This is a genomic window from Rhodococcus sp. NPDC059968, assembly GCF_042738615.1.
In the GTDB taxonomy this organism is placed as follows: domain Bacteria; phylum Actinomycetota; class Actinomycetes; order Mycobacteriales; family Mycobacteriaceae; genus Rhodococcus_F.
The window spans coordinates 59,518-83,774 of the sequence record NZ_JBHWUE010000027.1 but is presented as its reverse complement, the minus strand read 5'-3'; the positions used below and the strand labels follow the sequence as shown (position 1 = coordinate 83,774).

General features: G+C 62.8%; 17 protein-coding genes. 7 read left to right on the top strand and 10 right to left on the bottom strand.

What is annotated here, in order from left to right:
• The first annotated feature begins 262 nt into the window (after positions 1-262).
• Positions 263-3,541, top strand: coding sequence for a protein kinase (locus tag ACFWAY_RS22205; RefSeq protein ID WP_378512152.1), 3,279 nt, complete (start codon positions 263-265; stop codon positions 3,539-3,541).
• Positions 3,542-3,638: 97 nt separating this feature from the next.
• Here ACFWAY_RS22205 and ACFWAY_RS22200 read toward each other — a convergent pair whose 3' ends face one another.
• The 3 genes from ACFWAY_RS22200 to ACFWAY_RS22190 form a co-directional block, all read right to left on the bottom strand.
• A complete protein-coding gene (locus ACFWAY_RS22200) occupies positions 3,639-4,424 on the bottom strand; it encodes an IclR family transcriptional regulator (RefSeq protein ID WP_378512151.1) in 786 nt (261 codons plus the stop codon).
• 86 nt (positions 4,425-4,510) lie between these two features.
• A complete protein-coding gene (locus ACFWAY_RS22195; protein WP_378512150.1) occupies positions 4,511-5,932 on the bottom strand; it encodes an aldehyde dehydrogenase family protein in 1,422 nt (473 codons plus the stop codon).
• 37 nt (positions 5,933-5,969) lie between these two features.
• Positions 5,970-7,193: a CaiB/BaiF CoA transferase family protein gene (locus ACFWAY_RS22190; RefSeq protein ID WP_378512149.1), complete on the bottom strand. Its 1,224-nt coding sequence runs from the start codon at positions 7,191-7,193 to the stop codon at positions 5,970-5,972.
• Between the two features lie 303 nt (positions 7,194-7,496).
• Between ACFWAY_RS22190 and ACFWAY_RS22185 the strand changes: the two genes are divergently transcribed.
• From ACFWAY_RS22185 to ACFWAY_RS22170, 4 genes are all read left to right on the top strand, one after another.
• A complete protein-coding gene (locus ACFWAY_RS22185) occupies positions 7,497-8,411 on the top strand; it encodes a MaoC family dehydratase (RefSeq protein WP_378512148.1) in 915 nt (304 codons plus the stop codon).
• A gap of 44 nt (positions 8,412-8,455) precedes the next feature.
• Positions 8,456-9,409 carry an HpcH/HpaI aldolase/citrate lyase family protein gene (locus ACFWAY_RS22180; protein ID WP_378512147.1) on the top strand — a complete coding sequence of 318 codons (954 nt, stop codon included), beginning with the start codon at positions 8,456-8,458 and terminating at the stop codon, positions 9,407-9,409.
• 8 nt (positions 9,410-9,417) lie between these two features.
• Positions 9,418-10,584, top strand: coding sequence for an acyl-CoA dehydrogenase family protein (locus ACFWAY_RS22175; protein WP_378512146.1), 1,167 nt, complete (start codon positions 9,418-9,420; stop codon positions 10,582-10,584).
• A gap of 165 nt (positions 10,585-10,749) precedes the next feature.
• Complete coding sequence (locus tag ACFWAY_RS22170) at positions 10,750-11,586, top strand: enoyl-CoA hydratase/isomerase family protein (protein ID WP_378512145.1); 837 nt, start codon at positions 10,750-10,752, stop codon at positions 11,584-11,586.
• A 258-nt stretch (positions 11,587-11,844) separates the two neighbouring features.
• Here ACFWAY_RS22170 and ACFWAY_RS22165 read toward each other — a convergent pair whose 3' ends face one another.
• Complete coding sequence (locus ACFWAY_RS22165) at positions 11,845-13,266, bottom strand: MFS transporter (RefSeq protein ID WP_378512144.1); 1,422 nt, start codon at positions 13,264-13,266, stop codon at positions 11,845-11,847.
• A gap of 470 nt (positions 13,267-13,736) precedes the next feature.
• Between ACFWAY_RS22165 and ACFWAY_RS22160 the strand changes: the two genes are divergently transcribed.
• Both ACFWAY_RS22160 and ACFWAY_RS22155 read left to right on the top strand, forming a co-directional pair.
• On the top strand, positions 13,737-14,939 hold the full coding sequence (locus tag ACFWAY_RS22160) for an acyl-CoA dehydrogenase family protein (RefSeq protein WP_378512143.1): 1,203 nt from the start codon (positions 13,737-13,739) through the stop codon (positions 14,937-14,939).
• 187 nt (positions 14,940-15,126) lie between these two features.
• On the top strand, positions 15,127-15,480 hold the full coding sequence (locus ACFWAY_RS22155; protein WP_378512142.1) for a hypothetical protein: 354 nt from the start codon (positions 15,127-15,129) through the stop codon (positions 15,478-15,480).
• Between the two features lie 1,054 nt (positions 15,481-16,534).
• Here ACFWAY_RS22155 and ACFWAY_RS22150 read toward each other — a convergent pair.
• The 6 genes from ACFWAY_RS22150 to ACFWAY_RS22125 form a co-directional block, all read right to left on the bottom strand.
• The gene (locus ACFWAY_RS22150; protein ID WP_378512141.1) at positions 16,535-17,362 is read right to left on the bottom strand and encodes a hypothetical protein; all 828 of its coding nucleotides are present in this window, start codon (positions 17,360-17,362) and stop codon (positions 16,535-16,537) included.
• Between the two features lie 150 nt (positions 17,363-17,512).
• Positions 17,513-17,923 carry a riboflavin kinase gene (locus ACFWAY_RS22145; RefSeq protein WP_378512140.1) on the bottom strand — a complete coding sequence of 137 codons (411 nt, stop codon included), beginning with the start codon at positions 17,921-17,923 and terminating at the stop codon, positions 17,513-17,515.
• Positions 17,920-19,083 (bottom strand): 3,4-dihydroxy-2-butanone-4-phosphate synthase, encoded by a 1,164-nt coding sequence (ribB, locus tag ACFWAY_RS22140; protein WP_378512139.1) that lies wholly within the window; start codon positions 19,081-19,083, stop codon positions 17,920-17,922. The genes ACFWAY_RS22145 and ribB overlap by 4 nt, the downstream gene beginning before the upstream one ends.
• A gap of 1 nt (position 19,084) precedes the next feature.
• Positions 19,085-19,609 (bottom strand): flavin reductase family protein, encoded by a 525-nt coding sequence (locus ACFWAY_RS22135; protein ID WP_378512138.1) that lies wholly within the window; start codon positions 19,607-19,609, stop codon positions 19,085-19,087.
• Positions 19,610-20,384: 775 nt separating this feature from the next.
• Positions 20,385-21,860, bottom strand: coding sequence for an APC family permease (locus ACFWAY_RS22130; protein ID WP_378512137.1), 1,476 nt, complete (start codon positions 21,858-21,860; stop codon positions 20,385-20,387).
• A gap of 915 nt (positions 21,861-22,775) precedes the next feature.
• A complete protein-coding gene (locus tag ACFWAY_RS22125) occupies positions 22,776-24,170 on the bottom strand; it encodes an FAD-binding oxidoreductase (RefSeq protein ID WP_378512136.1) in 1,395 nt (464 codons plus the stop codon).
• Positions 24,171-24,257: the final 87 nt, after the last annotated feature.

Genomic DNA, 24,257 nt, shown 5'->3' with positions numbered 1-24,257 from the left:
TGCGTCGATGCCGCCGAAACCTTCGCTCACCCGGTCACCGTTGAGGCTGTTGACGACGAACAACTGAACTCGAGAATACCCGTCTTCTTTACGAACGCCGAAGTTTGTAGCCGTTGCCGGCCTGGCATCGAATCCGGTCGCCTCTCCGGGCCGATGTTCGGCCGTACACGATGACAGCGCTGCGCAGTCGGCTGGCGATACTCTGGAAGACCAGGGAATGAATGCAGCATCAATGCCACGAGCGGGTGAATCGATTTAGACAATGTCGGACGTCGATCCGTTTGGAACTCAGCGCGACGTCGTTCGCACGGTCGCCGCAGAGCTGGCAGCTGCCGGATTCGACGACGCCGAGGAAATCGGCCGCGGTGGATTCGGTGTCGTATACCGCTGTAACCAGGCAGCACTCGATCGCACGGTCGCCGTCAAGGTACTCACCGCGGACCTCGACGATGAGAATCGGGAGCGCTTCGTGCGCGAACAACACGCCATGGGTCGGCTTACAGGGCACCCGAACATCGTCGGGGCCCTCCAGGTCGGCACCACCGAGAGCGGCCGACCGTTCATCGTCATGCAATACCTCCCCCAGGGGTCCCTCGACGCCTGGATCCGCCGTCACGGCCCACTGCCGCTGGACGAGGCGATACGGCTCGGAGTGAAACTGTCCGGGGCGCTGGAAACCGCGCACCAGCTCGGGGTTCTCCACCGCGACGTCAAGCCCGCAAACATCTTGCTCACGGAGTACGGCGAGCCGGCACTCACCGACTTCGGCATCGCCCGCATCATCGGCGGTTTCGAGACCGGCACCGGCGTGGTAACAGGTTCTCCGGCGTTCACCGCCCCCGAGGTCCTCGCGGGCGAATCCCCGAGCGCGGCCGCTGACGTCTACGGTCTCGGCGCCACACTCTTCTGCGCTATCACCGGGCATGCGGCGTTCGAACGCCGGAGCGGCGAGCAGTTGGTGGCCCAGTTCGTGCGGATAACAACGGACGCAGTCCCAGACCTTCGAGAGCACGGCTTCACCGAGGATGTGGCCGCGGTAGTCGGACGCGCGATGTCCCGCACCGCGGCCGAGCGACAGCCGACCGCGGCGGCCCTTGGCGACGAGCTGCGCTCCGTCGAAATGCGCATCGGTCTTCCACTCGACGACATGGCTCTTCACACGCCACCTCGGACGAAACCGGATGCTCCCGAGTCACGGGCGAGGATGAGGCAATCGTCGTCCGACCCCGCCGCGGGCCGACGCCGGACAGGGAACCTCCCCCTCGAGCTCACCACCTTCGTCGGTCGTCGCCGTGAGCTCGACGAGGCGAGGAAGCTGCTTTCCGGTTCGCGGCTGGTTACCCTCACCGGAGCTGGGGGAGTTGGAAAGACCCGACTCGCGCTGCGGGTCGCCGCGAGGGTGCAACGCGATTTCGCTGATGGTGCGTGGTTGATCGAATTGGGCGACGTGAGCGACGAGTCACTTCTCCTCGACGTCGTGGCCGGTTCTCTGAGGTTGCACGACCGATCGTCGCGCCCGCTCCAGGACACGGTGCGGGAGTTCCTTGCTCCGCGCGAGGTGCTGCTGATCCTGGACAATTGTGAGCAGATTATCGACGCGGTGGCAGCGCTGGGGGCCACGTTGCTGCGGTCCTGCCCACGACTACGAATCCTTGCCACCAGCCGGGAAGGCCTTGGTATCGGTGGGGAGACGACTCTTCGGGTGCCACCGCTCGTAGTGCCGGATTCCGCGCGGCCTCCCGGACTGCAGGGTCTACCGAGCTATGACGCAGTGAAATTGTTCACCGACCGTGCGGTCGCCGCAGTCCCTACCTTCGCGCTGGCGGAAGAGAACAGTGGCGCGGTCGCACACATCTGCCAGAGGTTGGACGGTTTGCCTTTGGCGATCGAGCTGGCGGCCGCCCGACTGCGGGTGATGTCGCCCGAGCAGATCTTGCAGCGCCTGACCGACCGGTTCGCCGTGCTGGTCCGAGGCGCTCGAGATTTGCCGTCCCGGCAGCAGACTTTGCAGTTGTGCGTCGACTGGAGCTACCACTTGTGCACGCCACCCGAGCAGAAGGCATGGTGCCGTTTATCCGTGTTCGTCGGCACCTTCGAGATCGACGCGGTCGACGCGGTGTGCGCTCACGATCTTGCGGCGAGCGACCCGCTCGAACTGGTGACCTCATTGGTCGACAAGTCGATCCTGGTCCGAGAAGAAGCCAACGGTATTGTGCTGTTCCGCCTCCTTGAAACACTTCGTGACTATGGCCGGGTGCAGCTGCAGCGCAACGATGAGTATCCCGAACTGCGCCGGCGGCACCGAGACTGGTACCAGCAGCTGGTGCTCGACGCCGAGGCTGGATGGATCAGCCCACAGCAACTCGCGTGGATATCCCGCTTCAAGCGGGAACAATCCAATCTGCGCGACGCCATGGGCTTTAGCTTGTCCGAACCGGACAGCCGCGGGATCGGGGCCGGGCTGCAGATCGCTACGGGCATGTACATGCTTTGGGGCACGCAAGGTCTACTCACGGAGGGTCGGCGTTGGCTGGACCAGCTTCTGGCCCGGCAAACCGACAGATTCACCATCGAGCGGGTCAAAGCCCTGTACGTCGCGAGTGTGTTGGCCGAACAGCAAGGTGACATCGAGATCGGAGCGTCACTGGTGGAGGAGGCTCGAACACTGGGCGAGCAGCTCAATGATCCGCTCGCTACCGCAATCATCGCCCACGCCACCGGGCTCCTTGCCATGTTCAGCGGGAAACTCGAGCAGGCCTTCTCAGAGATCGACAGTGCCCTGGCAGTATTCCGCGCCCGCGACGAACTCACATTGCTGCTCGAGGGTTTGCTCATGGTGGGTTTGGTGCGTGATCTGCTGGGCGAGACCGCGCACGCAATCACGTACTACGAGACGGCTCTGGAGATCACAGAACGCCGCGAGGAAGTCGTCTACCGGTCGTACACATTCTGGGCCTTGGGCGTTGCGAAGTGGCGGCAGGACAATCGTGATGCTGCCACCGGGTTCTTGACGCAGGGGCTACGACTGGCCAAGCGTGTCGATGATCCGATCATCTCGTCGATATGTTTGGAGGCCCTTGCGTGGCTCGCCGGCACCGAGGGTAATGCGAGGCGAGCGGTTGTATTGATGGGAGCCGCGGAGAACGTCGTTCGGGGTGTGGGGACCTCGTCGGCATACGTCCCGAATCTCGCTATCTACCATGAGGAGTGCGTTCGGGCTTCACGTCACGCCCTCGGCGATCGAGTATTCGAATCAGGTATGCGCGAGGGCCGTGCACTCGATCTCGACGCCGCAATCGGGTATGCACTGGGCGACCAAGGTGCCCGCGCCCCATCGCCTGCAAACCCATCGTCGATATTGACCAAGCGTGAACGTCAGGTTGCCGAACTGATCGCCGACGGACTCACGAATAAGGCCATCGCAGCTCGCCTGGTGATCTCGCAACGAACCGCCCAGGGACATGTGGAGCACATCCTCGCCAAGCTTGGATTCACCTCGCGCGTGCAGGTCGTAGCGTGGGTGCTCGAACACAACCGGTGACGGAGTGGTGCCCGCGTCACATCCGCAGGTAAACCTGTCCCCGCAGTCCGCAGACCCGTGCGTTCATCCTGCAAAGGAAGCTCCGCGGCGTACGGCTTTACGCCGGTGCGGCTGACTCCCATGCCTTTTCGACTGCCCGGACCGTGTCCACCACCATCTCGCCCCAGCGCGGCACCGCGCGCCAGTCGAAGCGATCCTGCGGCATCGAAATACAGACCGCACCGACGGCGTGACCGTCTCGACCGAGTATCGGCGCGGCGAGCGCGCACACACCTGGTCGATTCTCGGCAGTATTCAGCGCGTAGCCGCGCGCGCGGACTTCTCCGAGCTCGGCCAGTACGGCGTCGCGGTCGGTGGTGGTGCGTTCCGTCTGAGCGAGAAGCGGACGACTGAGGACTTCCGCGACTCGGTCGTCCGGCCAGAACGCCAGCACCGCCTTGCCGGAGGAGCACGAGTGGAAGGGCATCGTCGCACCCAGCCGGTTATAGGCCCGCACCGGCTGGGTGGAGTCAATCCTCTCGAGCACGACCATGCACGTCAGGCCGTCCGGAACGCTCAGGTAGACCGTTTCCTGGGTGGCGTCGCCGAGCTCCCTCATGTGCGGAAGCGCCGCTTCCCGCAGATTGGTTTCCTTGCCCGCCCGCTGGCCGATCGCCCAGACGTGGTGGGTGAGCATCCACCTGGCTCGACCGGTATCACTGACTTCGAGCCACCCGGCCTGCGCCAGTGCGCGCAGGGTGCGCTGCACAGTGGACTTCGGCAGCGCCAGCAGGCGTGCGAGATCGGCAACGCCGATCGGTTGGTGTTCGGCGACGACCTCGAGCACCTTGAGACCCCGCGTAAGGCTCTGCTGCGTGCCGGCTGCTGAACTCTCCTCAGTCACACCGCAAAATGTATCACATGGCGGCACGTCATGCCACATAGTGGAGCTTTACAGGCCAGCATGAGCACGGCAAAATCAGTATCCGCTCAGAGTGCGATGGTCACACACTTGACTTGAGTGTTGTGGTGCAGCGCTTCGATTCCCTTCTCCCGGCCGTATCCGCTGTCCTTGTACCCGCCGAACGGTGTTTCGATGGCGCCCGCCACCCAGGTGTTGACGTACACCTGGCCTGCTTCGAGCCCGTCCGCCATTCGCAATGCCCGCGAGACATTGGTGGTCCACACCCCGGACGCCAGGCCGAAGGGGCTGTCGTTCGCGATCTGCAGGGCGTGCTCGTCGTCATCGAACGGAATGACGACCAGGACCGGGCCGAAGATCTCCTCCCTCGCGATCCTCATGGTGTTGTTCACGCCGGTGTAGATGGTGGGTGGTAGGTAGTAGCCGCCGCCCCGTGACGCATCGTCGAGCGGCGCGCCTCCGACCGCCGCGACTGCGCCCTCCGTCTCGGCGATCTTGAAGTACTCCAGCACCTTCTCGAACTGCGCTTCGGTGGTCGCCGGCCCGAGTTTGTCGCCGACGCGATAGTCCGCGACCCCGGCAACGAGCCGGTCGACGACCTCGTCGTGCACTTCCCGCTGCACCAGCAGGCGTGTCCCCGCGCTGCAGACCTGACCGTTGTTCAGCAGGAACGCCGTCAGCGAACCCGGCACCGCCTTGTCGAGGTCTGCGTCCGCGAACACGATGTTCGCAGACTTTCCACCCAGTTCGAGCGTCAACGGGATGATGCGGTCAGCGGCCAGATGTGCAACGGCCTGGCCGGCACGCACCGATCCGGTAAACGCGACCTTCCGGACGTCGCGATGGCGAACGATTTCCGCGCCGACCTCCGGTCCGGTGCCGGTGACGACGTTGATGACACCGTCGGGGAAGCCGACTTCACTCGCGAGGCGAGCCAGTTCGAGAGACGTCGCCGATGTGAACTCGGAGGGTTTGATGACAACCGTGTTCCCGGCCGCCAACGCGGGGGCCGCGGCGCGGGCTGTTTGATTCAACGGGACATTCCACGGCGTGATGATGCCCACCACCCCGAACGGCTCACGCCGGGTGAAGCAATGAATGTCCGGGCCCATGTCGATGGTATCCCCGTGGAGGGCGTGCACGAGCCCACCATAGAACTCGAAATATGCCGCCGAGCCGTTGATTTCGAGCGGAACCTGCCAGCTCGGCTTACCCGCCTCGCCAGCTTCGAGGCTGCCGAGAGCGTCGGCGTTGGCGGTGATTGCTGCGGCCAGTTCGAGAAGCAATCGTCCACGTTCGACGGGTTTACGGCGGCGCCACTCCGCCGAGGCGCCCGCCGCCGCCTGAACGGCCGCGTCGACGTCTTGCGCCGTTCCTCGCGGGATCGACGCCACGACAGCACCGTCCCTGGGGCTTGTGGACGTGATGCGTTCACCGGAGCTGCCCGGCGTTGTCCGTCCGTCGATCCAATGGTCGAAATGCAGAACCATGATGTGAAACTCCTGGTGGGGGTTGCGGTGGGTCGGGCTACTCGCTGCGAGCCGGCGATTGCGGGAGAGGGGGAACTGCCGCGCTCCGGGCGCGGCCACCGAACTCGCGACGAAGCTCGTCGCCGTGCTCGTCCAACAGGGGCGCTCGGCCCTGCACCCGAGCCGGCGTGGCGCTGAACTTGATAGGTTGCCCGGCGATGACGGCCTGGGTGGCAGAACCCGGGTTGTCCACCGGCACCAGCATCTCCCGACTCCGGGCATGCGGGTCGGCGAAGATGTCCGCAACCGTATTGACAGGTCCGAACGGCACCTTTCCCCCGAGCACATCGGCGATGTCGGCGCGCGTACGCGTCTTCGTCCACTCCTGCAGGAGCTCACGGACGTCGGCGCGATGAGCTCTGCGGTCCACGTTGGACTTGAACCTCGGATCCGTGGAGAGTTCGGGGCGACCGATCGCCTCACAGAGCCGGACCCAGCGCGGATCGGTCGGCGCCGCGATGCTCACCCAGCCGTCGGCTGCTTCGAGGACATCGAACGGGCTCAGGATGGGATGGGTGTTGCCCTCGGGTTTGGGAACCTCTCCGGTGTAGGAATACTGGTACACGATCCGTTCACACAGCGACAGCACGGCGTCGTACATCGCTATGTCGACGTGCTGGCCCTCGCCGGTCGTACGGGCGTGCATCACGGCAGCCACCAAACCCAAGGCCAGGAGCGTTCCCGGGAAGATGTCCGCGACTCCCGGGCCGATCTTCACCGGTGTGCCGTCTTCGGTGCCGGTAATGCTCAGTGCACCGGCCATGGCTTGCATCGTGACATCCATTGCCGGCCAGTCCGCGTAGGGACTGACACCGGATCGCGGGTCGCCGAAGCCGCGCAGGGTTCCGTAGATCAACTGCGGGTGGGCCTCGTGCAGAGATTCGTAGGACAACCCCAGTTTGTCGGCGACCCCGACACTGAAGTTCTCGACGACGATGTCGGATTCGGCGATCAGTTGCCGAATGGTGTTCAAGCCGTCAGAGGACTTGAGGTCGACGACGATGCTGCGCTTGCCTCGATTGACGCTCTGGAAGTAGCCGCCGAGGGTTTGCTCCGAGCGATCTTCCGGGTAAGGGCCCACGCTTCGAGTCACCTCGCCTCCGGGGGGTTCAACCTTGATGACGTCCGCACCGAGGTCCGCGAGCAGCATCGTGCAATACGGACCCGCCAGAGCGTGTGTGAAGTCGATGACGCGTATTCCGTGCAGTGGGCCGGTCTTCACTCCCGCCCTCCCTTCTCAACCAAGCGGCATAATGTGCCGATTAGTGGCATAACATACCACTAGTGACCCAGATCGCACCCCGGCATTTTCTGCCAACAATGCTTCCTGCCAAGACTTTCTCGTGAAATCTCGTCAAATCGGCAGTTGACAGCGCCGGGATGGGTATTGCAGGCTGTGTGCCACATGCAGATTCTTTGAATCACTATATGGCACGAAGTGGCCATTGCATAGCAGCCGCAAGGAGGCCTCATGTCAGCGACAGCATCCCCGACCCGCAGCCCAGATTGTTCGTATTGGCCTCTCGTGCCCAGAGGGACCAGTTTCGAAGACCACCAGATCGGGCGCACCTTCACACACCACTGGGGTCGCACCATCTATGCCAGCGAGAACGCCGCATTCTCGACGTCGATGCTCGCCTTCAACCCGCTCTACTTCAATCGTGAATACGCCCAGTCCGAGGGCTACCGCGACGAGGTCATCAACCCGATGCTCGTGTTCGGCGTCGTCTTCGGCCTCAGCGTCGAAGACCTCAGCGAAGCCGGCGGGCCGTTCCTCGGCGCGAACGGGCTGCGGTTCCTCGCAGACGTCCACCCGGGAGATACCCTCTACGCTTCCAGCGTCGTCCTGGACGCGCGGGAATCGGCATCGCGGCCGGACACCGGAATCGTCACCTGGCGCACCACCGGCACCAACCAAGCGGGCGCCAAGGTAATCGAGTTCGAACGCACCAACCTCGTCGTCAAACGCACATCGACGCCGAATGTCATCCCGGCACCGTCCGGATACGCGGAAGACTTCACCGTGGGGCAACAGTTCCGGCATGCCCGCACCAAAACGATCACCGACCTCGACCTCGCCGGATTCACGTTGTCGGTCATGAACACTGCACAGGGCCATTTCAGTGAACAGTTCATGGCGGACCACGAGTTCGGCACCCGCATCAACTTCGGCGGACTTACCCTCTCCCTGGTCGTCGGACTCGCCACCCAGGACACGATCGGCCAGGCCATCGGCGAAATCGGACTGGACAACGTCAGATTCGCCGTACCCGTGCGCGCCGGGGACACGATCGGCGCGGCCACGGAGATCAAGCAGATCGTGCCCGCCGAGACCGGCAAGGCACTCGTCACCTTCCACCACATCGGCGTCAACCAAGACGGGGCGAGGGTCTGTGAGGTCGATCGACACGTCCTGGTGCGCTCCCGATCCCACCACTGACCGTCCCGCAATGTTCACGTTCCGACAAAATTGAGGTGTAACCCATGTCCCGTCAGTACCGCCCCCGCCGTTCCTGCCTCGCAGTGCCCGGCAGCAGCGAAAAGATGATCAAGAAGGCGCAAGGCCTTCCCGCCGATCAGATCTTCCTCGACCTCGAGGACTCCGTCGCTCCCTCCGCCAAGCCCGGCGCCCGCGTCAACGTGGTCGCCGCCCTGCGGGAAGGAGACTGGACAGGTAAGACCCGCGTCGTCCGAGTCAACGATGCAGACACCGAATGGGCGTATGCCGACGTCATCGATGTCGTCAAGTACGCCGGCGACTGCCTGGACTGCATCATGCTGCCCAAGGTCGAGAAGCTCGCGCACATCCAATGGCTCGATGTGCTTCTCAACCAGCTGGAGACGTCCTTGGGACTACCCGCCGGCGGCATCGGGATCGAGGCTCAGATCGAGGGCCCCAGCGGATTGAGCGTCATCGACGAGATCGCCGCCGCCAGCCCTCGCACCGAGACCTTGATCTTCGGTCCGGGAGACTTCATGGCCGCCATGCACATGCCCGCCCTGACCATCGGTGCTCCTGGATCGAGCGGGCACGACCCCTTTGACAGCGTCCTGATGAGCATTGCAGTCACCGCACGCAAGTACGGACTCCAAGCCATCGACGGACCGTACGCGCTGATCCACGACCTCGACGGCTACCGGGCCGCCAGTACCCGGGCAGCAGCGTATGGATTCGACGGCAAATGGGTGCTACATCCCGGCCAGCTGACCACCGCGAACGAGGTCTTCGCCCCCACCCAGGACGACTACGACAAGGCCGAACTCATTCTCGACGCATACGCGTACGCAACCTCGGACGCAGGCGGCGGGCTCGGCGCGGTCATGATGGGCGACGAGATGATCGACGAGGCCAGCCGGAAACTCGCGCTTACCAACGCCGAACGTGGACGCCGGCTGAACATGAGCCGAACCACGCGGTTCGAGCCCTCCTCCGCCTAGGCGCCACGATGCAACGGGACACTTACGACTCGGACCACGAGGATTTCAGGCAGGCCGTGCGGGCGTTCATTGCCCGCGATGTGCAACCACATCACGGACGGTGGGAAAACGAGGGCCTGATCGAACGGACCGCATGGGAGGCGGCAGGCCAGCAAGGCTTGATCGGCATCGCGGTCCCGGAGGAGTTCGGGGGCGGCGGCACCCCCGACTTCCGATACCGCCTGATCATCATGGAGGAACTGGCCGCAGCAGCAGCGAACTCCTTCAACGCCGGCCTGAGCGTCCAGGATGATCTCGTCATCCCCTACCTTGTGGATCTGGGATCACAGGAGCAGAAGGCACGGTGGCTTCCCGGACTGTGCGCCGGAACCCTCATCGGATCACTCGCGATGACCGAACCCGGCACCGGCAGTGACCTGCGGTCGATCCGCACCACCGCGGTGTCCTCCGCCGACGGCTGGATCCTCGACGGACAGAAGACCTTCATCACCAACGGCATGCATGCGGATGTGGTCATCGTCTTCGCCCGGACCAACCCCGATTCCAGCAACGCGGCGTTCAGTCTGTTCCTGGTGGACACGCTCAGCGAGGGCTTCCGAAGAGGACGCAAGCTCGAGAAAGTCGGATTGCGCGGCAACGACACCGCCGAACTGTACTTCGATCAGATCCACCTCCCCCGCGAGGCGCTTCTCGGCGTCGAAGGTGCGGGTTTCAGCCATCTCATGGATCGTCTACCCCGGGAGCGATTGGCGATTGCCGCCACGTCGTTGGCGGCGTCTTCGGCCGCCTTCGAATGGACGAAGTCGTATTGCTTCGAACGCAAGGCATTCGGGCGTCCGGTCGGTGACTTTCAGAACACGAGGTTCACTCTGGCCGAGATCGCAACCGAACTCGACTTCGGGTGGGCTTTCCTCGACCGCGCCGTTCATCTCCTCAACGCGGAGGAGCTCTCGGCGGTGGACGCCGCGAAGGCGAAATGGTGGATGACCGCCTTGCACCAACGGGTCGTAGACCAGTGTGTTCAGTTGCACGGAGGGTATGGCTACATGCTCGAATACCCGATCGCACGTGCCTTTCTCGACGCCCGGATACAACCGATCTACGGCGGGACGAACGAGATCATGAAGGAGATCATCGGCCGCGACATCGCGGACCGCACCCGCAGTCAGGTGTGACTGACACCCTCCTGCACCTTCACGCGACAGCAGCGTCCGCTCCCCGCGCTTCTTCCGACGGCGGAGTCACGTCCACACCGAACGAGCGCGGCGCGGACGCTGCTGTCCGGCTCCGGGACCCACGAGGGCCCGCCGCCCTCCACAAGTAAGCGAGCGCGAAAAGTCATGAATGTGTTCACAACACGGTCTTCGGCCGGTCAGTCTGCAGATACCGGCGCCTGCGACTACGGCACCATCGAAATCTCCGGTGAGGGTCCCGTTCGCCACCTTCGCCTCAATCGGCCCCATCGACACAATGCGCAGACCACTCAGATGTGGCGCGAGTTGACGGACGTTGGCCGCGTGCTCTGCGATGACGACACCGTGCGGGCTGTCATCGTTTACGGCAGCGGCAGATCGTTCTCCTCCGGAATCGATCTCGAGGAGGTCACCACCGCCGACGGCTTCATCCGGCGGATGGCGACGCTACCGGAGGGCGATCCTGATCCGATCACCGCCCACATCGTCGAGGTACAGCGGGCATTTGCCTGGATCCGCACAGCACCGTTCATTGTCATCGCCGCGGTACACGGCCACGCGATAGGGATCGGATTCGAGCTCGCCCTGGCGTGCGACATCCGACTGGTCGCCGATACAGCACGGATGGCACTGCGTGAGATCGACTACGGCCTCATACCCGATGCCGGAGGTACAGCATGGCTTCGCGACATCGTCGGACGTGAACGGGCCCTGCACCTGATCCTGACCGCCCAGGAATTATCGGGCCGGCGAGCCGTCGAGTGGGGACTCGCACTGCAGAGCCTTCCCGAGGCCGATCTGATCGGGGCTGCCGAGAAATACGCCGACCACCTTGCTGGCCTACCCCGGGCCACGGTCGCGCACACCAAACGTGCAGTGCACGAGCAAAACGAGGCCGCTAGCATTCGACTGGCCGCAGAGGGCCAGGCAGCCTGCATCCGCGTGGCGATCGCCGAGGGTGCGGCATCAACACCTGCGTCATAGCTGACCAGATTGTCGGACCCCCGGCATGGACTCCTTGCGTGGACCTGGCGAGTTACCACCCCAGGGCAGTCTCAGACCAGCGTCTACATAGATCTCATACTGCCTACCACTGACGAGGCTGGCGTTGGAGAGGCTGGCGTTGGAGATGTAGGTACTTCACGGAACGTCGCGACTTTCGGCGACCGCGCGTCTCAACCCTGTGGGCCGCCCGACTGGGGTTCCATGTCGAGCGGCCACGTGGTTGGGGCGGGGTACCGGTCAGGTCACATTGGTTACGTCTTCCTCGGCCGGCCGGCCGGCACCTGACTTCCCCGCTTCAGCGACTGCTGAGATCTCTTCGAGGCTTCGCCCTCGAGTCCGCTCACCCAGGACGCCGATCGTCAGTCCCGCCAAAAGGAGTGCGGCCGCGAGACTCACGAACACTGCCGTGTATCCCAGGCGCGTGAGGATCGCGGCGATCACGAAGGTCGCGACGAACGTTGCCAGTCGACCGGCACCATTTCCAAGCCCTGCGCCCAGCGCACGGAGTTGGGTGGGGAAGATTTCCGGCATGTAGGCGTACACGCAGACCGTCGATGCTTGTAGCAGGACGGTGATCAGCAACCCGGTGCCGAGGAGCACCGTGGTGTCGTCCGCGAGCCCGAAGACCAGCATCAACGCCGCGATCACCACGTAGATGACCAATACCGCGGTTCGACGGTCCACGCGATCGACGAATAGCATCGCCAAAATCGCTCCCGGGACCGCGGCTAGCGACAGAATCGAGGTGTACTCGAGACTTTGCGATGGTTCGAGCCCATGCTCGACCAGCAGGGTCGGCATCCAGGCATTGAAACCGTAGAACGCGGAGATCGCGAAGCTGAGGGTGATGCAGAGGACAATTGTTCGACGGAGGTAGCCGGCGCTGATCAAGTCGCGGGGACTGAGTTCGGGAGGCAGCGCCTCGGCTTGCGCGGCCGGAAGTCGTTCGCCGAGTGCGTTCATCGCTTCGTTCTCGATCTTGGCCACGACGAGTTCCGCCTCGGCGGTCCGTCCCTGCGATTCGAGCCATCGGACCGATTCCGGTAAGACTTTGACCGAGACGAGGGCGGCCAGCAGACCCATTCCCCCGAGAATGAAGATCGCCCGCCATGCCGATGGGCCCATCGGAACGATCCACCTGGACAGCCATGCCATCGCAGGGACGCCGAGGAGGCTCACCGCTGACACGGTCGCCTGCACGCGTCCTCGCTTGGCGCTCGGGAACATCTCGGACACGTACGTCAAGAGCACGACTGTCGTTGCCATCAGGCCACAACCTGTCAGCACCCGGTACAGAGCCAGATCGTAAATACCCGTCGACGCCGCAGACAGTAGCGAGCACACGGAATAGAAGATGGTCGCCACGACCATGGTCCGCTTCCGTCCGAACCGGTCGGCGAGCCGACCACCGATGACAGAGCCGACGAACATGCCGAGGAACGCAGCAGCAGTGATCGTTCCGATGTCACCGATCGACAGTCCCCACTGAGTGCGAATAGCCGGGGCCACGTAGGCGAAACTGCTCGAGTCGGCCATATCGAATAGCAGCATCGCCGCCAGAACTGCCAGCCAGCCGCGCTGGATTCGCGTGACGACAGGAACACGTCGCAAACGTGCGCTGGTGGTGGGCTCTCTGGGGGGCGGCGAGGTAGCAGACATGCTTTAGCTCCTGGAGTGATGGGAAAGGTCGGAAACTCCGAGGAACGGCACACGCGATGGGCACGAGGCATTCCATCGTTCCACTGTGCGGCATGCATTCCATCGACGTCGCCTGGATCACACCTTCATCTGTCCGAAAAGTCAAGACAGCACCCCGCGAATTGAACACAGGATTGCCCCGAAATTCTCTTGTCACAACTATTCTGAGATTCTTCCCAGAAGTCCGGCGCGTGTAGTGCAGTGCTATCCCTAGAACTTAGGGCGCCATCATCTTCGTGCCAGTCGATGATTGCACGTGCCAGTAAATGGAATATACTTGGTCCAGGCCTCCTGGATGGACAGGGCCTACCCACACCCGGGTGTGGCGATGCGGGCGCCGATCCCCGACCGGTGGAAACTGCCGGCTTCACCGATTCGTGCGAAGTAGCCCGCATACCTGCACCTGTGGTCTCGATGAGGAAGTGAACACAATGCGTCAGCTGTCCCCAGTACCAACCATTCTGCCCTCGGTCTACCACTCGGAAGAACGCCAGGCGATGCTCGAAGTCGTCCGCGATCTGGCAATGAACCAGGTCCTGCCGCTAGCCAACAAGCTTGACCCCGTCCAGGGTCAGATCCCTGACGATTTGATCGAAACCATGGCGGACATGGGACTCTTCGGAATTCTCGTGGATCAGGAGGCAGGCGGGCTCGGCCTCGGGGTCTTCGAGTACTGCATGGTCACCGAGGAGCTTGCCCGCGGATGGCTCAGCGTAGGAAGTCTCATCGCGCGAGGCAACGGGGTCACAAAAACCTTCCCCGCGGCCCAGCAGCGCGAACTCCTACCGAAGATCGCTGCGGGCAAATGGCTGGGGGCCTTTGCCCTCTCCGAACCCGAGGCCGGCTCGGACGTGGCCTCGATACGGACCCGCGCGCAACGGGACGGCGACGAGTGGGTACTGACCGGCCAGAAGATGTGGTGCACCTTCGCCGATCGTGCCGATTTCCTCGTGATTGTTGCACGCACAACACCCTTCGATCCTGCCCGGCGGAATGCAGGGATCCGGAGCTTCTACGTCCCCAAAGTGCGTGGCCAGTTTCCGGACGGCATTGTCGGCACTCCGATGCGAAAGATCGGATACCACGGATGGAAGACGTGGGAGCTTGCGATCGACGGTCTCCGGCTGCCCGGAAGCAGCATGCTCGTCGAGGACGGTGCAGATGATCAGGGCTTCAAGGCGATCTCTCAAGTGCTGTCCACGGCGAGGGTCCAGACTGCCGCCCGGAGTATAGGTCTGGCCCGTGGCGCCGTCGAAGACGCGATCCGCTACGCGCAGCAGCGCCGCCAATTCGATCAGCCGATCAGCGATTTCCAAGCCATCCGATTCAAGATCGCGGACATGGTCTCGCAAGTAGATACCTGCCGGGCCATGATGTATCAGGTCGCTTCCGATATTGATGCAGGAAGGCCGGTCGACCACCAAGCCTCGATGATCAAGTATCTGGCCAGTGAGATGTCCGAACGGGTTACCAGCGAGGCGCTGCAGATCCATGGGGGTGCCGGATACACGACAGAGTTCCCCGTCGAACGCTACTGGCGAGACGCCCGACTCACCAAGATCTTCGAGGGCACTTCGGAGATCCAACTACGAATCGTCTCCGATCGATTTCTCCCCCGGCCAGCCAAGGTATGAGCAGAACTTGGACCAAGCTGGTGAAGGGTGACCATGCCCCTATGGCGTGGTCACCCTGTCGTGCGGCGTGGCATAGGTAATTTGACAGTCAAGGGCGACTGGCACTCTCCGTATATCCCTCGTGCGGCGAGGGTCCCAAGACTTCCAAGGCTTCGGCTGTCCCGACTATGTGGATGTGTGAATTCCCATGAACTCTCGTGAGTATCGCCAGTTGCGATCCAAGCGTCGCGCCGCTTGGATCGAAGCCAACCGCAAACGCAACCATCCTGACACCGAGGCGGAGCTCCTCATTGAGTTCGCCAGCAAGTGGGCACCATTCGGGGGCGCCACCGAGGTGGAAATCCTGGTGCACTTCGGAATGACAATGCTCCGGTTCATCGAGCGATTGTGGCAGGTCATCCCCGAATCGACCTGTGCCCAAGACGAGATATGCTTTTTAGCGAGCGTATATCCGCAACCCCGCCGAGCCGACGGCCGCACGTCATTGGGCGTAACCGGATCTTCTAGTGTCGCGCGCCAACTTGACCGTCAAACTCACTAGTTCGCGCGGCGCAGCACTGATCGCATCGACCGCCCCTGCGCCAACCGCTGCGCTGAACAGCGCAGGGAGGGCAGGCGAGCTATCAATACGCCGAGGGCATGGGATCGTAGGGCGGAGGTCGTGAGGCACGTGGCTGGAGCATGAGCCTGAGACAGATCGAACGGCAACGAATCGCCACTCATGGCACTCGATTCGGGGGACCAGGAAATTGGTCCGACCTGAACCTTGGCGTGAAGGTGCAGGAATTCTCAAGCACGAGTGGAACCGACGAATAGTGTCGCTGCGTGCCGCAGTGGCCAAGTCTCCCCAGGTCGCGCGTCTGCCTGTCCCCCTACAACAGCGCGCGACCCGGGTTCTTTGTGCACGCAGACCCGCAAGTCTCGGACCAGGCGTCCGACGACGACGGCGCCGAGCCGACGAGCACCGGATTCGTTTGTCCACTCCGTCCCTGCCGATCGATGCACGCCCCGATGTCGTCGAAAACGGCAGCAGGACTGAAGCTCCGGGACGAAGGTCTGAACCTCGCCGAGCAGGTCCTCGGGCGGCACGCTCGTCGAGCGGCGCAGCCGCTACGTGCGGTTCCTGTATCCGCCCGGCATCGCCGAACCCGTCGAACCCTTCGCCACGGCCTCGAGCGCGCTGTTCGAACCGCACAAATCATCATGCCCGTTGGACGGGCACCGGGATCAAGGTCGGGGTTGTCGCGCCATGATCTGTTTGGTCGTCTGTTCACCGAAGGAATCTACTTCGCTCATCACGTCTTACCTGGGCGGCGTGGCACGAATGCAATTCCCAAGTACTGAATGCGGGCAGCTGCTCGTTTGCTTCGGCAGTAGTCCGCGAAGGGCACCGAGCTGTCCGCAACGGCACCGATGTGATGCGCGAAGTAGAAGAACGTCTTGAACACTCGATCGCGAAGAACATCGACTGGCGGATACCAGCGCAGGTTCTCGCCGAGGAAGTTGGCACCATGAACCCACAATCAACTCAACAGCGCGTGGACATGGTTTGCGGGACTTGGTGCATGTCGTGATCAGCGGGACAGCACAGCCGATCAGGAAGTTGGGACGAGCAACGCGAGCGCTTGCTCTACACTGATCCGGCGGTAAGTCTCCGTGGCAATCCCGTCCTGGACGATCTCTCTACGACGGGCGGCTACGCTGGCGCGAACTTCCGCGGAGAAGTCGTTGGATCGCCCGTTGACGGACTCGACAAACCGCACTGCGTCTGACTTTGCGTGAGGTCCCAACTTTTCGAAATCCTCGTCGGACATCGAATTTGCAAGGCTCAACGTGGTTTGCGGATCAAGCGTCCGTGCACCGTTGGATTCCAACTCAGGGCTCGTTGCCCTCAGGACCACATCTGGCTGCGCCACCGCGCCGCTTGGTGCATAGACGAATACACTCTGGACTCGCTCTATTGCGCTGTTGGTCTCACTCCAGCCAGCTGCCATGCGTTCTGCATACTCCACATGAAGGGGCATTCCTTCGGGGACGGCCAGCCGCGTGATTGCCCTGTCGTTGATCGCCTCGAGCAGCGCGACAGGATCGCGGGCAACCCTGACGTCCTTCCGTGGTGGCCAGAAATCGAACATGCTGTGGTCACCCTGCGACCCGCCGACCGAGAAGAGGTATATCTCGGGGTACTGGGCGAATTCTGTGCGCCGCACGGGCACGCAGTCGAAGAAGGCGGTGATCGCAGCTTGGATCAAGATGCTGGCTCCGACGCCGCCGAACGGCTCGTCTACGACGATCCCGAATCGATCGGCCGGTCCCCAGTTGGGGAATAGATCGTTGATCGTCGCCGGCCTGCCGTCGAGATCAACCGAGAACATGGACGCGTGGAGTTGGTCTGCAGTGTGCATCGTGAACCCTTCTTTCATTGTCCAAAGTCGAAATTTGCGTGTGCGTGTGTCGGCTGAACCTCGGGACGAGACACCGCTCATCGAAATATTGAGAAACCGAACGGTGGGCAGCGCGTCCGATGCCCGCTGCGACACCACTACCTGGCACGAAGCACTTGCGCCGGGGGGCTACCTGGGTGTTTCACTGGCGGCGAGGTCACGGACACGCTCGACATCTGCGGTGAGAGCATCGATCAGCTCGTCCTTGGACGAGAACTCGGCCTGTGCCCGGATCCAGTGTTCTAGGCGAACCGTCACAATCTTGCCGTAGAGGTCGCCTTGGAAGTCGAGAAGGTGGGCTTCGAGCAGGCGTGGCCCGACCCGTCCATAGAAGGTGGGCCTCCTGCCGATGGAAATTGCCGCCGGTATGACGCGGCCGTCGGCGACGTCACAGCTGCCGGCCCACACACCGTCGCGAAGGTCCACCGCAGTTGCATCGTTTAGCTCGACATTGGCGGTGGGAAAACCTAATTCGCGGCCACGTTGGTCTCCGTGGATCACTGGGCCAGTGACTGTTCGCGTGTCGGCTACGTTCGTCATGGTGTTTTCCCTTCATCTTGGAGAGTGCATCCTCGCCCTCCGAGGTGGACCGCATCCGTGTCTGCCTCGCTTGGGATCAAGGCAGCGTTCTCGATACCGAGGTCGTCGAGGATGCGGGCTGTGACGTCGGTGAGCAGCGCAGAGGCGTCGGTGTCGTCGCTGATCGCGCAACGTCCATTGCGCGTCAATTGCCCGATGAGGGGTGTACGTCCGTCCTGGGTGGGATTTGGAGGCCTGAGGTAGACAACGAGGCCGCGGCCCAATGCCGCGATCTCATCCATGACTTTCGCGAGCTGCCTCCCACAGTGACAGACTTGGGAGCCGAAGATGTGACCCAACATGCATTCGGTTTCGATGTGGACGGGCACCGGCTCGGCGGCGTCATCGAGGTCGCCGCACTGCAGGACGATGTGCTCTGCACCGTCAGGCAGACTGCGGTATCCGTGAATTCGGAAACCGCCGTGTTCGGTCGGAAGGTTGGCGGCCGCGAGGCGGACAACTCGGGCCTCGGTTCGCCTTCGGTACGTCGCGAGGTCTGCAATGGAGACCATCGCCAATCCGTGCTTTGCGGCAAAATCCTCGAGCTCGGGACGGCGTGCCATTTGATGAGGATTGCGTGTGCTGACGATTTCGGCCAGGACACCGGCCGGGCGCAGTCCCGCAAGCCGCGCCAGATCGACAGCCGCTTCGGTGTGGCCGGGCCGCGTGAGCACACCGCCTGAGCGGGCGCGCAGCGGCACCACATGTCCCGGTCTGGTCAGGTCGGAGGGCTTCGTCTGGGGATCAGCGAGCACGCGTGCGGTGTGCGCACGGTCCGCCGCCGAGATACCCGTGGTGACACCGTTGGCCGCGTCCACTGTCACGGTGTACGCGGTGCCGAAGTGGTCCTGGGTGCGCGAACACATCGGTGGCAGATCGAGACGATCACATTCTTCGCCGGGCAGCGCAACGCATACGAACCCCGATGTGTGGCGAACTAGGAACGCCATGGTGCCGGTGGTGATGCGTTCTGCGGCGACGATCAGGTCGCCCTCGTTCTCGCGGTCCTCGGCGTCGACAACGACGATGGGATCACCAGCTTTGAGTGCTGTGAGCGCGCGTGTGATCAGCCCGTCGTTGAATTCCGCGTTTCGCAGGGCCCGGCCGGCCTTGGGCGCCATGTCAGGTTTCCTTCGAGGGCCGTGAGGCGTCTACAGCGGCCAGCTCGCGGAAGCGGCTCGCGTGAAATACGAGCGGTTCATGGTCGTGGCTGGCATGGGCTCCATGAATCTCGAGCAACGCAATTGTATGGTCTCCCGCCGGGAGCTCATCATAGATCGAGCAGTCCAGCCAGAGCGTCGCCCCGTGGACGAATACCGCACCGTTGCAACTGGATTCCCAGTCGACTCCGGCGAATCGGTCACCATGCTTGCTCGACAGCGACCGGCAAATTCCGTCTTGTCCTTGTGCGAGCACACTGACACCGAGCCGCCCGGAATCCCGTAGGCGCGGCCACGTCGCCGAGTTGGCCTGCATGCAGGCTGACACGAGCGGCGGATCTATTGACACCGAGGTGAAGGAGCTGACGGCCATGCCGACCGGTTGATCGCCTACCAGAGCGCTCAGTGCAGCGACGCCGCTCGGATAACACCCAAATACTCTGCGCAGTTCCTCCTGGTCGAGGAGGAGTGTTCCGATTGTCTGCATCGTGGTTCAACACTTTCTCGACGAAGCGGGGTCGCGCCGCGGCGGCCCGTCCGGGCGCCTGCCATTTATTGTGGGTTCGTCGGTGACGAACTCCGTTGCGTAGAGGCTGTATTCACGCACCAGCGCGCGTGCTTGCATCACCAACCGGAACCAGAACACGAGACCGTTCATTGAAGTCATCCCTACTGCCGTCGGGGCCGGCGCCGCCCGTTTCGCGGTGCGTGCCCTCAACAGAGCGCGAGAGAAACCGGTACATCGTGGCGTCGACCTTGTTCACTCCAGCATGCCTGCCGTTCACCCACCGGTCAAGCTTTTTGCGGCGATTCCCGCTCAGATAATGACTATTTGCGTCCTATTGACCGCGTCGGAGGAGTGTTATACGGTCATCTCCGGTTTGATCGGTTTCGAGGCGGAGAAGCTTCCCCGATGGGGGCAATCCCAGAACGCGGCCAGCAACCAGTCCCACCCCCGCCAGTCCCCCGACAGTGGCTCTCACGGTGCAAGAGATCGTTCGCGATACCTGCACAGTGTGATGCCGCGTCTGATTCTTCGGCGGCACTTGATGTGTCCCGGTGCCGCCGATACTCCCCCGCCACTCATGCTGCTCCATGAGTGGCGGGGGTTTCCAGATGCCATGGACGTTGGTCCGGTTTACCGGATCAGTACAGGGCGGGCGGGGAGGGTTCCGTTCTGCGGCCCTACCAGTCCGAAGGTCATCACCGCGACGGCCACGACAACGCAGAGACAAGTTCTCTGGGTGCCGGTGCCGGTCGGGCTATTGCCGACCAATCCTGGCGTACGTGTCCGGACGCCGCCGCTTCAGGACGATGGCCAGGAGAATGCCCGCAACGACTACTCCGTAAAGCGTCCCGAGCAGCGAGGCGACCACCCCATCCCCTGCCGTGATCAGTAGGTCGATATTGGTAGTCGCCAGGTAGAGCGTCACACCGAGACCGACGAAGGTCAGTCCAGGCGCAATCATCCGGTGCCATACCCCGGCGCCCTCCGGTCGCTTCCGGATCAGGTACACGGCGATCGCGATGTTGGTGACCATCAGTAGCAGGATAAGGGCATATCCGAAGGCGCCGGCGAACTGTGCGTAGACGATTTCGGGTGCCGCGTGGAACACGATGACCGGGAGAACTCCTAGCAGGGAGGCAACACTGACTGCTATTGAGGCCACATGGGGGGAGCCCTGGACACGGTGCACGTTGCCGAGGCGGCGCGGCAGGATGCCGTCGACCCCCAGGTTGAACGCGTAGCGGCTGAGCACATTGTGGGTGGCCAGAATGGAAGCCAAGAGGCTGGTGTTCAGCAGGACGATGACGACGTGGACGCCAACGGTACCCATGTACATCTGAGTGGTTTGCATGAAGGTGCGCGTCGGGTCGGCTGCGATCGTTGCGACCGCGGTGCTTTCGCCCAGGCCCACGATGACGGCCCAGGCTGTCACGGAGTAGAGCACACCGGCCACCGCGATGAATCCGTACACGGCGCGGGGAATTGTGCGATCAGGGTCGCGAGTCTCGTCTCGAAAGATGACGGTGGCCTCGAAGCCTGACATGCACAGCATGGCGAACAGCAATGCCAGGCCGATCGAGCCGGAGAAGATGTTCGATGGCAGCAGCGAATTACTCGTCAAGCCTTCAGCACCTCCGTGGGCCACTACGAGGACGTCGTGCACGATAACAACTACCGTTTCGGCGGCGAGCAGCCATGTGAGCACTCGGGCCGACACATCCAGCTTCATGTAGCCGAGTACGGCCACCACGAGCAGCAGGACGAGAGTCCATACCCACCACGAGATAGCGGGACCGTGAAACATGTCGGTGACCAAGTCCCGCACCGCGATGCCCATGTAGGTGTAGGCGCCGAGCATTAACAGGTAGTAGCAGATGAAGGCCAGGAATGAGGCGCCGAGTCCCACTTCGCGGCCGAGGCCGACTGATACGAAGGAGTAGAAGCCGCCGGGATTCTTCACATGCCGTGCCATCTTGAGGAAGCCGACCGCGAAGAGAGCGGCCAGAATCGCGGCACCGATATACGCCATGGGGGCACCGATCCCGTTGCCGTAGCCGATGGTGATCGGTAACAAGGTCACGACGGCGGCCAGGGGTGCGTTGTAGCTGAAGACAGTGAAGAGCAGGTACAGCGGCCCCAGGTTGCCGCGAAGTCGGTGCTCTTGGTGGTGGTCGCCGGTCGGTGCTTGCTGGGCGAACCTGAACCGTTTGGTGAGTTGCTGAATGGTCACAGTATTCTTTCCTTATTCTTTCCTTGTGGGGGTTGACGGGCCCTTCTGTCGGTTGACCCGTGGGGAAGGTGCGCCGTGCCGATACCGTTCATCCGATGCGGATAGAGCGCCATGTACACCGCGGCGACTACGCGTCGCGGTCGAGATGTCAGATGTGACGCAGCTCGGTGAGAATTCCTGCGTCCGGTTAATGATGCTGTGGGGGTATGGTTTTCAGCGATCGACACCGCGCCTGGTGCCGGAGACGAAGTGACAGGGGAACCGTTGCCAAATCAACGGGTGTGGTATCGGGGTATAGAGCCGCTTCCTGTTCAACAGGATGGAGCCGTTCCGTCGCAGCGGACCGCAGCTGGGATCAGCAGTCGATTGGGTGCACGCACACTCTTCCCACTGTTGACTGAACAATCTCATCGGAGTTCCTCGCGACCGGCGCCGGCCGATGCAAAAGTTTGGAAGCGACGTCACGAAATCGCCTCCGGGCTATCACGTACCGAGCCAATTCGCCACCCCGGATCGTCGGAAGGACGCGATGTCTCTTAGCGTCGCCATTCGGCCGTTGTTCGCGACACTTGTCTTTCAATTCGGGAGTGCAAGGTGCAGTTCGGAAGTGGATGATTCCGACGGCTCCGACCGGGTGGGCACGGACCCTCGCAACCGAATTGCGAATTGATCCGTATCCGCTCGCCATTCTGGAGTTGGCTGCACTTACGTCCGGCGGCAATGACCACCAAGATCGCGTGGTCTTGCCTTCGCTTCGTGCCTGGTAGATAGCGGGGACGGCAACTTGGTGAGGGACCCGAGGCACAGCGCACCCTCGGTGCCTCGGGTCCGATTGGCCATTGCCAGGATCTGTCTGGAACCGACTTGATGGGGGCAACTTCACCCATCTGACTGAGGACCAGCCAGCGCTCGCCTCTACTGGCCGGCAGGCGTGATGTTGTAGTTGAGATGGAAGATGTTCTCCGGGTCGTACTGCGCTTTCAATTTGGCAAGCCGGTGATAAGCCGCGGGACCATAGTTTTCTTCGACCATTTCGGGGGTCACCTCGGAGAAGCCGTGGAGGAAGCCCGAGGACGCGGAGACCACCCCTCTGGCCACGAGCGTTTCCTCCAGATCCTTGACCAAAGTGGTGAATCGGTCGGTTTGCGCCGCGTCCGCCCATTCGGCGGAGACCATCACGCCGGGAGCACTGCGATGTTTGGCCGGAGCGCCGACAGTATTCACCAGCTTCTTGCCGAGAACCTCGAACATCATCATCGCCATCCCCGGGTCCGGTTCGGTGACAAGCCTGTCGATAGTGCTTGCAATGACCTCACCGAAACGCTCCGGCGAGCTCACCAACTCATGGTCGGCCCAGCAGTGGCTGTGCGCGACGTCCGGCGAGGGATAGAACTGTTCCTTGGTGAGTTCGTCGAGTGCAATCATCGCCTCGGGGTATGACGTGCGCTCGACTCCGTCGTAGACGGCCGGGGCCAGCGCGCGGATCTGTGCAACCTCCTGCTCCGCGATCTCCGGAGGGCCGATGTGGCAGATGGCCAGAGAAATCTGTGCAGCGCCCGAGTCGTCCCGGCCGATCAACAGGGTGGGGTACAGACCATCGGTTGTGGCCAGGTATGCGGTCAGGAGTGATGCCAGGAACCCCGACAGTTCCTCGGGAGCAGGCATCCAGGTGAGGACGCCACAGAGGACGCTGCCGGGGAGTGCGTGCAGGGCGACCTCGATTTCGGTGACCACCCCGAAGTTCGGGCCGGCGCCACGGATTCCCCACAACAGTTCCGGTCGCTCATCGTCCGAGCAGTGGATCACCTCTCCCGCTGCGGTGACGAGGGTGGCACCGACGATGTTGTCACAGGCCATCCCGTACTTGCCGGTGAAGAACCCTTCCCCACCGCTGAGCGCCAGTCCGGCGAAGCCAACCCGGTAGCTCATTCCCGATACCGGAGCCAGGCCGAATTTTCCTGCTGCCGTGAGCACGTCACCTGCGATTGCTCCGCCGCCCACTCGTGCGCGCCGCGTGTCGGGGTCGATTTTCACGCCGTCCATCTGACGCAAATCGATCACCAGGCCGCGATCGTTGACGGCGTAATTGTTGGGGTTGTAGCCCCCGCACCGAACCGAGATTTCGAGGTTGTTGTCGCGCGCATACCGGACGGCCGCGCTGACATCATCAGCGTCCAGACATCGAGCTACAACGGCGGGCCGTTGGCCATGGCCGCCATCCCAGATAGCGAACGCCTGATCGAATGCGGGATCACCCTCCCGGACAATCTCACCCCGGATTTGGAGGCTTGCGTTCTCAGTAATTGCCATTCCGATCCTTCTTTGTCGGTGGGGCCGTCAACTCAATTCCAGGACCGCCGTACCGGCTTTGTGTCCGTCGACGCCGCCCATGCCCAC